The sequence below is a fragment of the Halomonas organivorans genome, from assembly GCF_014192055.1.
Classification (GTDB): domain Bacteria; phylum Pseudomonadota; class Gammaproteobacteria; order Pseudomonadales; family Halomonadaceae; genus Halomonas; species Halomonas organivorans.
Genome location: NZ_JACHXM010000056.1, coordinates 1 through 14,815 on the forward strand (window position 1 = coordinate 1; position 14,815 = coordinate 14,815).

Annotated in this window: 12 protein-coding genes; 8 read left to right on the forward strand and 4 right to left on the reverse strand. The window is 68.7% G+C overall.

The window, feature by feature from the left end:
- Window positions 1-96: 96 nt before the first annotated feature.
- On the reverse strand, window positions 97-546 hold the full coding sequence (locus FHR96_RS21970) for a YaiI/YqxD family protein (protein ID WP_183389850.1): 450 nt from the start codon (window positions 544-546) through the stop codon (window positions 97-99).
- 396 nt (window positions 547-942) lie between these two features.
- On the opposite strand from FHR96_RS21970, the gene FHR96_RS21975 reads away from it, so the two are divergent.
- The 3 genes from FHR96_RS21975 (at window position 943) to FHR96_RS21985 (ending at window position 4,967) form a co-directional block, all read left to right on the forward strand.
- On the forward strand, window positions 943-2,646 hold the full coding sequence (locus FHR96_RS21975) for a DEAD/DEAH box helicase (RefSeq protein WP_183389851.1): 1,704 nt from the start codon (window positions 943-945) through the stop codon (window positions 2,644-2,646).
- A 199-nt stretch (window positions 2,647-2,845) separates the two neighbouring features.
- Entirely contained in the window at window positions 2,846-3,841 is a 996-nt protein-coding gene (locus FHR96_RS21980) for a DMT family transporter (RefSeq protein ID WP_183389852.1), read from the forward strand.
- Window positions 3,842-3,995: 154 nt separating this feature from the next.
- A complete protein-coding gene (locus FHR96_RS21985) occupies window positions 3,996-4,967 on the forward strand; it encodes a Gfo/Idh/MocA family protein (protein ID WP_183389853.1) in 972 nt (323 codons plus the stop codon).
- 10 nt (window positions 4,968-4,977) lie between these two features.
- On the opposite strand, the gene FHR96_RS21990 is transcribed toward FHR96_RS21985, so the two are convergent.
- Entirely contained in the window at window positions 4,978-5,949 is a 972-nt protein-coding gene (locus FHR96_RS21990; protein WP_183389854.1) for a LysR substrate-binding domain-containing protein, read from the reverse strand.
- 239 nt (window positions 5,950-6,188) lie between these two features.
- Here FHR96_RS21990 and FHR96_RS21995 point away from each other — a divergent pair, with 239 nt between their 5' ends.
- The 5 genes from FHR96_RS21995 (at window position 6,189) to FHR96_RS22015 (ending at window position 12,241) form a co-directional block, all read left to right on the forward strand.
- The gene (locus FHR96_RS21995) at window positions 6,189-7,334 is read left to right on the forward strand and encodes an aldose epimerase family protein (protein ID WP_246393089.1); all 1,146 of its coding nucleotides are present in this window, start codon (window positions 6,189-6,191) and stop codon (window positions 7,332-7,334) included.
- 321 nt (window positions 7,335-7,655) lie between these two features.
- Window positions 7,656-8,648 (forward strand): arabinose ABC transporter substrate-binding protein, encoded by a 993-nt coding sequence (locus FHR96_RS22000; protein WP_183389855.1) that lies wholly within the window; start codon window positions 7,656-7,658, stop codon window positions 8,646-8,648.
- Between the two features lie 58 nt (window positions 8,649-8,706).
- Entirely contained in the window at window positions 8,707-10,200 is a 1,494-nt protein-coding gene (araG, locus tag FHR96_RS22005; protein ID WP_183389856.1) for an L-arabinose ABC transporter ATP-binding protein AraG, read from the forward strand.
- A gap of 43 nt (window positions 10,201-10,243) precedes the next feature.
- The gene (gene araH, locus FHR96_RS22010; RefSeq protein WP_183389857.1) at window positions 10,244-11,257 is read left to right on the forward strand and encodes an L-arabinose ABC transporter permease AraH; all 1,014 of its coding nucleotides are present in this window, start codon (window positions 10,244-10,246) and stop codon (window positions 11,255-11,257) included.
- 63 nt (window positions 11,258-11,320) lie between these two features.
- Window positions 11,321-12,241: an SMP-30/gluconolactonase/LRE family protein gene (locus FHR96_RS22015; RefSeq protein ID WP_183389858.1), complete on the forward strand. Its 921-nt coding sequence runs from the start codon at window positions 11,321-11,323 to the stop codon at window positions 12,239-12,241.
- Between the two features lie 193 nt (window positions 12,242-12,434).
- Here the strand turns inward: FHR96_RS22015 and FHR96_RS22020 are convergent, their stop codons facing one another.
- A complete protein-coding gene (locus FHR96_RS22020) occupies window positions 12,435-13,598 on the reverse strand; it encodes a fumarylacetoacetate hydrolase family protein (protein WP_183389859.1) in 1,164 nt (387 codons plus the stop codon).
- A gap of 66 nt (window positions 13,599-13,664) precedes the next feature.
- The gene (locus FHR96_RS22025) at window positions 13,665-14,516 is read right to left on the reverse strand and encodes an ureidoglycolate lyase (protein ID WP_183389860.1); all 852 of its coding nucleotides are present in this window, start codon (window positions 14,514-14,516) and stop codon (window positions 13,665-13,667) included.
- Between the last annotated feature and the right edge of the window lie 299 nt (window positions 14,517-14,815).

Consider the following 14,815-nt stretch of genomic DNA (forward strand, 5'->3'; position numbering starts at 1 on the left):
CAGCCCGCAGCCCGCAGCCCGCAGCCCGCAGCCCGCAGCCCGCAGCCCGCAGCCCGCAGCCCGCAGCCCGCAGCCCGCAGCCCGCAGCCCGCAGCGTCAGGCGTTCTTCGCCAACCACCTGTCCAGCGCATTGGCGAATTCCCGGCGGTCGACGTCCGAGTAGCCCTTGGGGCCGCCGGTGTGTTCGCCGCTGGCCCTCATGGTTTCCATGAAGTCCCGCATCTGCACCCGCGCACGGATATTGCTCTCGTTCAGGGCCTCGCCGCGGGTGGTCATGACCGCGGCGCCGCGTTCGATGGCGGCCATGGCCAGCGGCAGGTCCGAGGTGATTACCAGATCGCCCGCGGCGAGGCGGTCGACGATCTCGTCGTCGGCGGCGTCGAAGCCGTGGCTCACCGCCATGCCCTTCACCCACTTCGACGGCGGTAGCGGAACCTGGTGGTTGGCGACGAAGGTGGTGGGCGTGGTGGTACGCTCGGCGGCACGAACGATGATATCGCGGGCGATCCGCGGGCAGGCATCGGCGTCGACCCAAAGGTTCGGCATGCAGGGCTCCTGGACGTGGGGCGGAAAAGGCTGGCCAGCTTGGGGCGACGATGGTAGCATGCGCGCTCCTCGCATGTGCTGACCCCACCATCATGACTCAGCGCCGGTCCACGAACCGTGGATGCGACGCTCGCGAAGACGCCGGGCCCGAAGCCCAAAGCGTTCGAACTGTGTAGATGGAGCGCCGACGAGAATTCGCCACCCGGGCGGATTCGGCGCAGACGGTCGCCACGACGGTTTGCCTGCCACTGCAGAGCCGACCGGATGCCAGGTGCGACCGGCGTCTCCGACTCCGATGTTGACGACCTGCCCCGAGCAGGGACTCCGACCGTGTGACCGCGTCGGGGGCGCCACGATGTTTCTTGCCGGCGATGCCGGCCTACCAAGGTGTGATTCATGACCTCGACTTCCGTCGCTTCGCCGAGCTTTGGCGATCTGGCCCTGCTGCCTGCTGTTCTCTCTGCCATCGAGACCCTCGGCTACGAGACCCCGTCGCCGATCCAGGCACAGACCATTCCGGCACTGCTGGAAGGCCGCGACATGCTGGGCCAGGCCCAGACCGGTACCGGCAAGACCGCCGCCTTCGCCCTGCCGCTGCTCTCGCGCCTCGACCTCGAGCGGCGCGCGCCCCAGGTGCTGGTGATGGCGCCGACCCGTGAGCTGGCCCAGCAGGTGGCCGTCTCCTTCTCCAAGTACGGCCAGAACCTCAAGGGTCTGGAAGTCGCCACCCTGTGCGGCGGCATGGAATATCGCGACCAGCTGCAGGCGCTGCGTCGCGGTGCCCAGGTGGTGGTCGGTACGCCCGGTCGCATCATCGACCACCTGGATCGTGGCAGCCTCAAGCTCGATGGCCTGTCCGCGCTGGTGCTCGACGAGGCCGACGAGATGCTGCGCATGGGCTTCATCGATGACGTCAAGCGCGTGGTGGCCGACACGCCCACCGACGCCCAGCGGGTGTTCTTCTCCGCGACCCTGCCGACCGAGATCGAGCGCATCGTCAACCGCTACCTGGTCGAGCCGGTCAAGGTGGCCATCGAGTCGCGCACCACCACCGGCGAGAACATCGAGCAGCGCCGCGTGCGCGTCGAGGGCGGGGCCAAGCTGGAAGCGCTGGCGCGCATCATCGAGGTCGAACCGGTGGACGCCGCCATCGTCTTCGTGCGCACCCGGGCCGCCTGCACCACGTTGATGGAGCAGCTCTCCGCCCGCGGCGTCAACGTCGCCAGCCTGTCAGGGGACCTGGATCAGAGCCTGCGCGAGCGCACCATCACCCGCCTCAAGCGCGGCAAGGTCGATGTGCTGATCGCTACCGACGTGGCCGCCCGCGGTCTCGACGTGCCGCGCATCACCCATGTCGTCAACTACGACCTGCCCCAGGATGCCGAGGCCTACACCCACCGTATCGGTCGTACCGGCCGGGCCGGGCGCGACGGCGTGGCGATCACCTTCGCCGGCAACCGCGAAGGTCGCAAGGTCGGCTGGCTGGAGCAGGCCACCGGCCAGAAGATGAGCGAGATGGCGCTGCCGGACGAGGCTGCCATCCGCGCCCATCGCGATCAGGTCTTCCATCAGCGCGCCATCGCCGCCGTCACCAAGGGTGCCGAGGAGCAGCGTGCCCTGGTCGAGCAACTGGTCGAAGAAGGCTACGACCCCATCGAGCTGGCCTGTGCCTTCGCCGGCCTGGCCCGCGCCGATGAAGCGCCGATTGGCCGCCTGCAGGCGCCGCGCAAGGAGCGCACCCCCCGTGACGGCAAGCCGTCGCGCCGCGAGGGCGGTCCCCGCGACCGGGCGCCCCGCGAGGGCATGACCCGCTATCGCGTCTCCGTCGGCCACAAGGACGGCGTCAAGCCCGGCCAGCTGGTCGGCGCGCTGGCCAACGAGGGCGGTATCGAGGGCAATCGCATCGGCCGGATCGACATCCGCAATGCATTTTCCGTCGTCGAGTTGCCGAATGGGCTGCCGTCGAGCATCCTCGCCAAGATGGCGCGGGCCCGGGTGGCCGGTCGTCCGCTGGAGATCAGCGAGGACCGTGCGCCCGAGCGGGCACCGCGCCGCCGTCGCGACGACGACGGCCCGGTGCCGCGTCGCGAGCGTGCCTGAGCAGGGCTAGCTGAACCGAGGCGCCCCGCGGGGCGCCTCGGCAGTCGTCAGGACCGAGCAGGTCGGGGAAGCCCCCGGCCTGCTCGTCGTTTTTACCGGGCCATGTCCGAAGCGTGCTTTCTTGCGTCGTCTCTTCCGACCCGGCCTGTCGTCTGTTCATCACCGTATCGTCGGCATGCGTGCCGAGGGGGGAGCGAGAATGTGGGCGCGATTGCCGTTTCGCCTGCGGGGCTATCTGATCACCATGACCGGTGTGCTGTTCCTGTCGCCGGATGCGCTGCTGGTCAAGGCCACCACGGTGGACGTGGCTACCTTCATGTTCTGGCGGGGTTTGCTGCTCGGGGTCGTGCTGCTGGCGGTCGCGCTCGTGCGCTACGGGCGCGAGCTGCCGGCGGCGATCAGGGCCTGTGGTCCCGCGGCCTGGTGGTGTCCGCTGGCTTTCGCCGGCAGCGCCTGGGCCTTCGTCATCGGCAATCGCCTCACCGCGGCCGGTAATGTCCTGGTGATGATGAACCTGGCGCCGCTGGTCGCCGCGCTGATCGGCCTGCTGGTCTTTCGTGAACGACTGCGCCGCCAGACCTGGGTGGTGATCGCGGTGTGCGTCGCGGGGGCCTGCCTGATGGCCACCGGGGAAGCCGGCGGCGGCAGCCTGCTGGGGCTGGTGGTGGCGCTCGGCGTGCCGCTCTCCATCGCCGTGAACACCACCGTGGCCAGCGCGCAGAAGGGCGATCGCCGGCGCGGCGTCGATACCACGGTGATCCTGCCGCTGGGCTGCCTGGCCATGCTGTTGCCCGGGGCGCTGCTGGGCGGCGCCCGGGTGCCGCCGGCGGAGGACATGCAGCTGCTGGGGGCCATGGGCCTGCTGCTGCCGGTGGCCTACTTCCTGATCCAGACCGGGCCCCGCTACCTGCCGGGCGCCGAGGTCAGTCTGGTGATGCTGCTCGAGACCCTGGTGGGCACCCTGCTGGTATGGGCCTGGGTCGGAGAGATGCCGACCCAGGCGGCCTTCGTCGGCGGTGGCATGATCGTCGCCGCCATGCTGGTCGGCACGCTGCGCGATCTGCGCCGCCAGCGTCGCAAGGCCGCTGCCGGCGCCCCGGACTCGCGGCAATTGATCGAACGCGCCGCCGAGGATGAGGCCGGTGACGAGGAGGGCATGAAAGGCGTGAGCGGGAAAGCCGAGAGAGGCGGATAGCCGCCGTCGGCGGTCTCAGACACGCGCTGAACGGCGCGGCATGGCTGGGCTATATGTGTGACATTTGCTCTGGTAAGGTCCACTTATTGGTTCGCCAGCGACTCTCTGCCAACCACTCCTTTCCAGCCACTCCCTTCAAACGACAGGAAGCGCCATGCCCCCCATTTCCATCGGACTCGTCGGCCTGGGCAAGATCGCCCGAGATCAGCATCTGCCGGCCATCCAGGCCAATCCTGGCTATCGCCTGGTGGCCGGCGCCGACCCGCAGGGTGGTGTCGAGGGCCTGGCGCATTACCCCTCGCTCGAGGCGATGCTCTCCGCCGAGCCCGACCTCGACGCCGTCGCCATCTGCACTCCGACCCGCCTGCGCTATGCTCAGGCGCGCCAGGCCCTGGAGGCCGGCAAGCATGTGTTGCTGGAGAAGCCGCCGGGCGCGACGCTCAGCGAAGTCGAGGCGCTGGTCGAACTGGCCGAGGGCTGTCCCGGCACGCTGTTCGCCGCCTGGCACTCCCAGCAGGCCGGTGGGGTAGAGGCGGCGCGTGAGTGGCTGGCGGCTCGCGAGATTCGTGCCGTCGAGATCGAGTGGAAAGAGGACGTGCGTGTCTGGCACCCCGGCCAGGCCTGGCTCTGGGAGCCCGGCGGCATGGGCGTCTTCGATCCCGGCATCAACGCCCTCTCGGTGGCCACCCGTGTGCTGCCGCGGCCGTTCTTCCTGCGCCAGGCAACCCTCGACGTTCCCGCCAACTGTCAGACGCCGATCGCCGCCGAGCTGGCCTTCATGGATGCCGACGAGACGCCGATCGCCGCGGCCTTCGACTTCCGCCAGACCGGCGAGGTGACCTGGGAGGTGCGGATCGAGACCGATGCCGGCCGGCTGCGGCTGAGCCATGGTGGTAATCGCCTGCTCATCGATGACGACGTGGTGGTGGATGCCCCCGCCGGCGAGGGGGGCGACGAGCCGGCGCGGCTGGCCGCCATGGTCGGCCAGGAATATGCCGGGCTCTACGCGCGCTTCGCCGAGCTGGCCGCCGCCGGCCGCTCCGAGGTCGACGTCGCCCCCCTGCGCCAGGTGGCGGACGCCTTCCTCTATGGGCGTCGTGAGAGCGTCGAACCGTTCGAGCCGTGAGGCCCGAGCCTCAGTCGGCAAGGCGCTTCCGATGGGCGACCAGTTCGCGCAGGGTGGTCATCAGCGCCGCGGCACCCGGCGACAGGCGCTGGTCGCGCAGGCTTACCAGGCCGTAGGGCTGCACGCTCAGCGCTTCCTCGAACGGCAGCCGCCGGAAGCGCTGCGGGGCGCACAGCAGGTCGGCGGCCTCACGAGTGGTCACGGTGAGGGTATCGGACTTGTCGACCAGTGCCAGGGCCACCAGCAGGTCGGCGGTATCGACGATCTGCCGCGGAGGGGTGACGCCGTGCTGCAGGAACAGGCCGTCGACGCGCTGGCGCATCAGCGCCCCCGGCGGCTGCAGCGCCCAGGGATAGGCCGCCATCGCCTCCAGGGTCAGCGGCGTCTGGCCGGTCAACGGGTGGCCCTCGCGGCACACGAAGCACAGCGCCTCTTCGCCGATCTCCTCGAATACGAAGCGCTCGGCGGGGAAGCCGGCGGGGATGCGGGTGATGGCGAAATCCAGCTCGCCCTCCAACAGGCGCAGGATCAGGTCGCGGCTGACCCCGACGTCGACGCCGATCTTGAGGCCGGGCCGATCCCGATGGACGCGCTCGATGGCGCTGGTCAGCAGCGTCACGGCGGGGGCCATCACCGTGCCTACCGCCACCACGCCGGCGCTGCCGGACTCCAGGGCATTGAGTTCCTCACCGGCATGCTGAAGCTGCGACAGGATGCCATGGGCATGGCGGATCAGGCATTCGCCGTACCAGTTGGGGGTCACGCCGCGAGAGTGTCGCTCGAACAGGGACACGCCGAGTTGCGCCTCGAGGTCGCCGAGCAGCTTCGACGCCGCGGGTTGGCTCATGCCCAGTCGTTCAGCGGCGCGATGCAGGTTGCGCTGCTCGTCGAGGGCGATGAACAGCTGCAGGTGGCGAAACTTTAGTCGCACGCGCAGGAACCAGTCCGGGGCAAGGGCGTCGGGCGGATGGGTGGCCTTCATGGGGCGATAACACTTTGTATATCGAGATACATGGCGAACATTATTGGTCCTTGCCTGGTGTCGTTGCCTAGGTTGCCGAGGGGAAACGCCTCCCGCGTTTTCTCCCGTTGCTTTATCAAAATTGTTCTACAGCAACGTGCCAACGACAACAAAGTGGACCTTTTGCTATGGATGGAACGACACAATGCCGACGCGGCTACCTGGCTGCCGGCCTGATCATGTTGAGCTGTGGAGTCGCAATGGCTGACGAAGACCACTCGCCAATGGCGAAAGAGAATTCCCCATCGACCGGGGGCGGAAAGGGCGTCGAGGCCTCGCCGTTCGGCGAGCTACCCGACGGACGGGAGGTCACCCTCTATCGCCTCAACAACGACAACGGCCTGACGGTCGAGGTCATGAATTACGGCGGCATCATCGTGTCGCTGCGGGCCCCGGATCGCGCGGGCCATGTCGAGGATATCGTGCTCGGCTTCGATGATCTGGAGAGCTACCTGTCCGATGCCTATCGCCGGCTGAACCCCTATTTCGGCGCCTTGATCGGCCGCTACGGAAACCGCATCGACCAGGGGCGCTTCACGCTGGATGGCACGACCTACCAGTTGGCTACCAACGATGGCGACAACCACCTGCACGGCGGCGATCGGGGCTTCGACCGCCGGCTGTGGCAGGCCGAGCCGTTCAGCACGGCCGACGGTGAGGGCGTACGGTTGAGCTATGCCAGCGCAGACGGCGAGGAAGGCTATCCCGGCCGGCTCGAGACAACGGTGACCTATACCCTGACCGACGCCGACACCCTGGAGGTTCGCTATCGCGCCGAGACCGACAAGGCGACGCCGGTCAACCTGACCCAGCACAGCTACTTCAATCTCTCCGGCGAGGGGGATCCGACCATCCTCGATCAGGTGCTGACCATCCACGGCGATGCCTTCACGCCGATCGACGAGACGCTGATCCCTACCGGCGAGATCCGTGACGTGGCGGGCACGCCCTTCGACTTCCGCGAACCGGTACCGATCGGCGAGCGTATCGGCGACGACAACCGCCAGCTCGTCCGCGGCGGCGGTTACGATCATAACTTCGTGCTGGCCAGGGAGAGCGCACCCCTGGATTCGCCGCGGCCCGCGGCACGCATCGTCGACCCCGACAGCGGGCGCGTGCTCGAGATCGCCACCACCGAACCCGGCCTGCAGTTCTATTCGGGGAATTTCCTCGACGGCAGCGTGACGGGCAAGGCGGGAGCTCCCTACGTCAAGCGCTCCGGTTTCGCGCTGGAAACACAGCACTTTCCCGACTCGCCCAACCAGCCGACCTTTCCCTCGACGATCCTCGAGCCCGGCGATACTTACCATTCGCTCACCGTCTATCGCTTTTCCACGACCGACTGAACGTCGAGCCGTTCCTCCGCTCATCGAAGCCGCCTCCGGGCGGCTTCTTGCGTTCGGGCGCAGGCAGGGCAGCGACTTTAGTCGCGAGGCATGATCGGTGCAGGCCGGTGCAAGCCCCCTGTGCTCGTGCCCCGTAGCGTCCATATAACGAAACGTATATCAGTTTGAACGCCGATACGTATTAGAAGGTTATGCCGGAAGCTGACTAGGGTAAGGCTGTCATCTGCGCAAAGGGGTGCGTTCGCCGCGACGACGCTTACCCACGACAACCGTTACTGACGACAACAACGACCCCCGAGAGGGGCTACAGGAGAGTACGGCATGACCCTCACGTCTCGCTTCGCCCGCCTGGCGCTTGGCGGCGCCATCGCCCTGGCTTCGTTCACCGGCGCCCAGGCGCAGGACGACGTCACCCTGGGCTTCATCGTCAAGAAGCCCGAGCAGGCCTGGTTCATCAACGAGCAGGAGGCCGCCACGGCCCTGGGCGAGGAGCAGGGCTTCGAGGTGGTGCGCCTGGCCGGCGAGGACGGCCAGCAGGTGCTCAGCGCCATCGACAACCTCAACTCCCAGGGCGCCCAGGGCTTCGTGATTTGCCCGCCGGACGTGCGCCTGGGCCCGGCGATCATGAATCGCGCCGAGCAGTACGGCATGAAGGTGGTCACCGTGGATGACCGTTTCGTCGGCCCTGACGGCGAGCCCATGGAGGCGGTACCGCACCTCGGCATGTCCGGCTACAAGATCGGGCGCCAAGTGGGCGATGCCATCGCCGCCGAGATGGAGGAGCGCGGCTGGAATCCCGATGAGGTCGCCGCGCTGCGCATCACCAACTACGAGCTGCCCACCGCCAAGGAGCGCACCGACGGCGCCACCGACGCGCTGCTCGATGCCGGGTTCCAGGAGGACAACATCTTCGACGCGCCCCAGCAGAACACCGACACCAGCAGCGCCTTCTCGGCCGCCTCGCCGGTGTTCGCCAAGCGTGGCGACTTCGAGCACTGGGTGATCTATGCCCTCAACGAGGAGAGCGTGCTGGGCGGCGTGCGCGCCAGCGAGCAGTATGGCCTGGGCGCCGAGGACGTGATCGGCGTGGGCATCAACGGCTCCGGCGCGGCCTTCGCCGAGTTCTCTCGCGAGAATCCCACCGGTTTCCACGGCACCGTGGCGGTGAGCTCCACCATGCATGGTCGCCAGACCGCGGAGAACCTCTACGCCTGGGTCACCGAGGGCGACGAGCCGCCGGCCAATACCGAGACCACCGGCACCCTGATGACTCGCGACAACTGGCAGGAAGTGCGCGATGACCTCGGCCTCTGATCCCGCCCGCCCGGACCTCCAGGGGCCGGGCCCTTGGCCCGCTGTGGAGACGGCTGCCATGTCTGATCCCTATCTGCGCTTCGATGGCATCAGCGTCGAGTTCCCCGGGGTGCGTGCGCTGGACGGGGTGAGCTTCGCCGCCCGGGCCGGCCAGGTGCATGCCCTGATGGGCGAGAACGGCGCCGGCAAGTCGACCCTGCTCAAGGTGCTCAGCGGCGTCAATCGCGTCACCGAGGGCGCCCTGTGGCTGGGCGGCGAGCGCCACGTCTTCGCTAACGCCCGCGAGGCCCTGGCCAACGGGATCGCCATCATTTACCAGGAGCTGACGCTGTCGCCGAATCTGTCGGTGGCCGAGAACCTGCTGCTCGGCCAGCTGCCGGCCCGGCGCGGCTTCGTCGATCGCCGCCGGATGCGCGAGGAGGCGCTGCGCATCCTGCGTGACCTCGGCGAGGATGCCATCCACCCGTCGACCAAGGTCCGCGACCTGTCCATCGGCCAGCAGCAGATGATCGAGATCGGCCGTGCCCTGCTGCGCGATGCCAAGGTGATCGCCTTCGACGAGCCGACCAGCTCGCTGTCGGTGCAGGAGACCCGCCAGCTCAAGCGCATCGTCCAGCGCCTGCGCGACGAGGGGCGGGTGGTGCTCTATGTGACCCATCGCATGGAGGAGGTGTTCGAGATGTGCGATGCGGTCACGGTGTTCCGCGACGGCCAGCATATCCGTACCCACGAGAGCCTTGCCTCGCTGGATCATGACACCCTGGTCAGCGAGATGGTCGGGCGCGACATCGACGACGTCTACGGCTATCGCGCCCGCGAAGCCGGCGAGGAGCTGGTGGCCATCGATGCCATCGATGGCAAGGGGCTGAGCGAGCCGGTCAGCTTCAGCGTCCGGCGCGGTGAGGTATTCGGGCTGTTCGGCCTGGTCGGCGCCGGGCGCAGCGAGCTGATGCGCCTGGTCTGCGGCGTGGAGCGGCCGAGGTCCGGCGACGTGCGCTTCGCCGGCGAGCCACGGCGTTTCCGCACGCCCGGCGAGGCCATTCGCGCCGGCATCGCCATGTGCCCGGAGGACCGCAAGTCCCAGGGCATCTTTCCGACCGCCAGCGTGACCGACAACCTCAACGTCAGCTGCCGGCGCTTCTACAAGCGCTGGGGACTGTTCCGACAGTCGTCGCGGGAGTTGGCCAACACCCGGGAGTACATCGAGCGGCTGAGCATCAAGACCCCGGGGCCGCGCACGCGCATCAGCACCCTGTCCGGCGGCAACCAGCAGAAGGTGATCCTGGCCCGCTGGCTGTCCGAGGAGATCGAGCTGTTCGTCATGGACGAGCCGACCCGCGGCATCGACGTCGGCGCCCGGCGCGATATCTATACCCTGCTCTATGACCTGGCCGACCAGGGCAAGAGCGTGGTGGTGATCTCCAGCGACCTGGCCGAGGTCAGCTCGATCTGCGACCGCATCGGGGTGATGCGCGACGGTGCCCTGGTCGACGTGGTAGCACGCGACGACGCCACTCCGGAGCGACTGCTGGGCCTGGCGCTGCCGGCCTGAACGAGCGCCTTCTGAAATCACGACAATCGCGAGAGTAATCGCTATGACGACGCAAAAGATTGCGCAGGGCGAGGGCGGTGCTCCGGCCCGTCCGGAAGGTCGCCGGGGGCTGACCAAGCCGCTGCGCACCCTGCTCGACACCTCGGGGCTGATCGCCATCTTCGCCGTGCTGTTCGTGGCGCTGTCGGTGTTCATTCCCGACTTCCTGACCGGCCGCAACATGGTCGGCCTGCTGCTGTCGGTGACGCTGATCGGCACCATCGCCACCACCATGATGCTGGTGCTGGCGCTCGGCGAGGTCGACCTCTCTGTGGCCTCCATCGTGGCCTTCGCCGGGGTGGTCGCCGCGGTGGCCACCTCGGCCTCCGGCAGCGTACTCATCGGCGTGCTTGGCGGCGTGGTCGCCGGCGGGGCGGTGGGGGCCTTCAACGGCTTCGTGGTGGCCCGATTCGGCATCAACTCGCTGATCGCCACCCTCGCGGCCATGGAGTTCGTGCGCGGCCTGGCCTACATCACCTCCGGCGGCGACGCGGTGATGATCACCGTGCCGGCCTTCTTCGAGTTGGGCAGCGCCTCCTTCCTCGGGCTGACCCTGCCGGTGTGGACCATGATCGCCTGCTTCGTGATCTTCGGCGTGCTGCTCAACATGACCGCCTTCGGCCGCAACGTGCTGGCCACCGGCGGCAACCCCGAGGCGGCAGCCCTGGCCGGGGTCAACGTGCGGCGCCTGAAGATCATCGTCTTCGGCCTGCAGGGCGTGGTCGCCGGCATCGCCGGGGTGCTCTTGACCTCGCGCATGGGGCTCGGCGATCCCAACACCTCCCAGGGGCTGGAGCTTGCCGTGATCTCGGCCTGCGTGCTGGGCGGCGTGGCGCTGTCCGGCGGCATCGCCTCGATCACCGGGGTGCTGGTGGGCGTGATGATCATGGGCTGTGTGCAGAACGCCATGGGCCTGCTCAACGTGCCGACCTTCTACCAGTACCTGGTGCGCGGGGCCATCCTGCTGCTGGCGGTGATGTTCGACCGCTGGAAGCAGACCCGCCGACAGCGCGCCTGAGGCGCCGCGGCCTCGCCGTCCGGCGGGGCCGCGATGCGCTGACTCTCGAGTACGGAGACTCCCATGATCGATGCCTCGACACTGGAATGCGTGTGGGCCGGTCGTGCCCGCCTCGGTGAGGGGCCGCTGTGGTGCCCCGAGCGCGGCGACGCCGGCCAGCTGATGTTCGTCGACATCCTCGGCGCCCGCCTGCTGGCCTTCGATGCGGCCTCCGGCGAGACCCGCGATTGGCCGCTGGACGAGGCCTGCTGCTGGCTGGCGCCCCGCGACGACGGCGATGGCTTCATCGCCGGGCTGCGCTCGCGGCTGGTTCACCTGCGTCTCGACGCCGATGGCCCTCGCATCGCCGCCGCCTGGCCCATGCCGGAGGACGAGCCCGCCGGCAATCGCTTCAACGATGCCAAGGTGGATCCGGCGGGCCGGCTGTGGTTCGGCTCCATGGACGACGCCGCCGAGCAGTCCAGCGGGTCGCTCTACTGCCTGGAGGGCCGGACGCTGCGGCGACTCGATAGCGGCTATCGGGTCGCCAACGGCCCGGCGATCGCCCCCGGCGGAACCATTCTCTATCACAGCGATACGCCGCGGCGGTTGATCCATGCCTTCGATCTCGCGCCCGACGGTCGGCTTTCGAACAAGCGCGAGCATATCCGCTTCGGTGAGACCCAGGGTTTCCCCGACGGCATGGCCTGCGATGCCGAAGGCGGGCTCTGGGTGGCCCACTGGGAGGGCGGGCGCGTCAGCCGCTTTGCCCCTGATGGCCGCCTCGACGAGACGCTGCCGCTGCCGGCCTCGCGGGTCACCTCCTGCGCCTTCGGCGGGCCCGGGCTCGATACGCTCTATATCACCACCGCGGCCGAGGACCGTGACGCCGAGGGGCTGGCCGGCGGGCTGTTCCGGGTCGATCCCGGCGTGCGGGGGCTGGCGGCCACGCCGTTCCGCGTGGAGGCCGATCGAGAATCAGAGGCGTGGCTAGAGAGCGGGTAGTAAAAGGTCAGGAAACGACAAGAGGAAAGAAGAAAGGGGCGGCCCGAACGGGCCGCCCCTTTTGCATGTTAAGAGAAGTCGGGGGACAAGCTTGCGCGAGGGCGCTATGAACCCGTCCTTGGGCGCTACTTTGGCCATCCATGGCCAAAAACCCCTCGCTTCACCTTGTCCCCCGGTGGAGCCTCTCATTGGCTTACCGACGTTTCGCCATATCCGCCATCCACTGGCGGATGCCGTAGGTCCAGGGCGGCAGTCGGTCCGAGCGGTCGACGCGGTTGACCAGCGCGCCGAGCGAGGGCATGGCGATGGTCACCACGTCGCCCAGATGGTGGGTGAAGCCCTGACCGGCGCCGTCGCGGTCCTGGATCGGCGAGAACATGGTGCCGAGGAACAGCATGAAGCCGTCCGGATACTGGTGGTGCGCGCCGAGGGTCTGGCGCACCAGGTCCAGCGGGTCGCGGCTGATCTGGCGCATGTCGCTCGAATCGTCCAGCACGAAGTCGTCGTCGGCGCCCTCGATGCGCAGCGACACCGTGGCCTCGCGCACCGTGTCCAGGGTGAAGCCGTCGTCGAACAGGCGGATGAAGGGGCCGATGGCGCAGGACGCGTTGTTGTCCTTGGCCTTGCCCAGCAGCAGGGCGCTGCGCCCTTCCACGTCGCGCAGGTTGACGTCGTTGCCGAGCGTCGCCCCGCGGGCCCGGCCGGCGGCGTCCACCGCCAGCACGATCTCCGGCTCCGGGTTGTTCCACTCGGAGGCCGGATGCAGGCCCACGCCGCGGCCGAAGCCCACCGCCGACAGCGGCTGCGCCTTGGTGAACACCTCGGCGTCCGGGCCGATGCCGACCTCCATGTACTGGGACCAGGCCCCGCGGGCCTGGAGCTCGGCCTTGAGCGCCATGGCCGCCTCGGAGCCGGGCACGATCTTCGACAGGTCGCCGCCGATCACCCGCCTGAGCTCCTCGCGCAGCTCGCTGGCGCGGGCCGGATCGCCGCCGGCCTGCTCCTCGATCACCCGCTCCATCAGGCTGACCGCGAAGGTAACGCCGCAGGCCTTGATCGCCTGGATGTCGCAGGGCGCGAGCAGGTAGGGCGACTCGGGCGTCTCGGCCAGCGAACGCGCCAGCAGTTCCTCGACCGGGCCGAGGTCCTCGCCCTCGGCCGTGGCCAAGAGCTCGGCGGCATCGTCGCGCTCGAGCAGGTCGGCCATGCAGGCGATGTTCGCGCTGATGTCGATCACCCGGCCGTCGCGGACGACGACCAGGGCCGGGCCCGGGTGGGGCGCATCGCGCCAGACACGGCCGACCAGCAGCGCCTGGTCGGCGTCCTCGGGAAGAAAGTCAGTGATATCGGGGGACATGCGTGGTGCTCCTGTGAAAGAAGACTCGCCGGGACGCGGGGCATTGGCCGCCGGCGTGTATCGGTCTCAAGCGTGTTCCGCCGCGACCAGGGTCTGGTGCTGTTCGCCGAGGCCCTCGATGCCCAGCCGCATGCGCTGGCCCGGCTCCAGGAACACCGGTGGCTGCTGCCCCATTCCCACGCCCGGCGGAGTACCGGTGGCGATGACGTCTCCCGGCTGCAGGCTCATGAAGCGGCTGAGATAGCTGATCAGGTAGGGCACCCGGTAGATCATGGTGCGGGTGCTGCCGTCCTGGTAGCGGTGGCCGTCGACCTCGAGCCACATCGCCAGGTCATGCGGGTCGGCGACCTCGTCGGGCGTGACCAGCCAGGGGCCCAGCGGGCCGAAGGTGTCGCAGCCCTTGCCCTTGTCCCAGCTGCCGCAGCGCTCGAGCTGGAATTCCCGCTCCGAGACGTCGTTGACCACGCAGAAGCCCGCGACGTGTGACATGGCGTCGGCCTCGTCGATATCGCGGCCGGTCTTCCCGATCACCACGCCCAGCTCGACTTCCCAGTCGGTCTTGTGCGAGCCGCGGGGGATGATCACGTCGTCGTGGGGGCCGCAGATGGCGCTGGTCCACTTGTTGAACACCACCGGCTCGGAGGGCACCTCGGCGCCGGTCTCGGCGGCATGATCGGCATAGTTGAGGCCGATGCAGATGAACTTGCCGACGCGTCCCACGCACGGGCCCAGGCGGGTGGCGGCGTCGACCGCAGGCAGCGTGGCGGGATCGATAGCCGCCAGCGCCGCCAGGGCGTCGCGACCCAGACGCTCGCCGTCGAGGTCGGAAACATGTGCCGAGAGGTCACGAATCACGCCATCCGGGCCCAGCAGGCCGGGGCTCTCGTGGCCGGACGGACCGAAGCGAAGCAGTTTCATGTCGAGAGGGTCCTCGCGTGGAGAAGGAACATCGCGGGAAACGTCATGGCGGCGAGTCACCGCCATGCACGATATGACTCGGGAAGATGAGAGGCGCGTTGGCCTCGCCGGTGGCGGAGCGCCATGCGCCGGGAGCGGCCTCGTGGGCCGCTCCCGGCGTGACGCCTTGGCGTGTCGGCGGATCAGGCCTCGCGCCGGCCGTCGACCAGGCGGCTGACGCCGGCCGGGTTGCCGTCGCGGATGGCCTCGGGCAACAGGCCCTGGGGCAGGTTCTGGTAGCACACCGGGCGCAGGAAGCG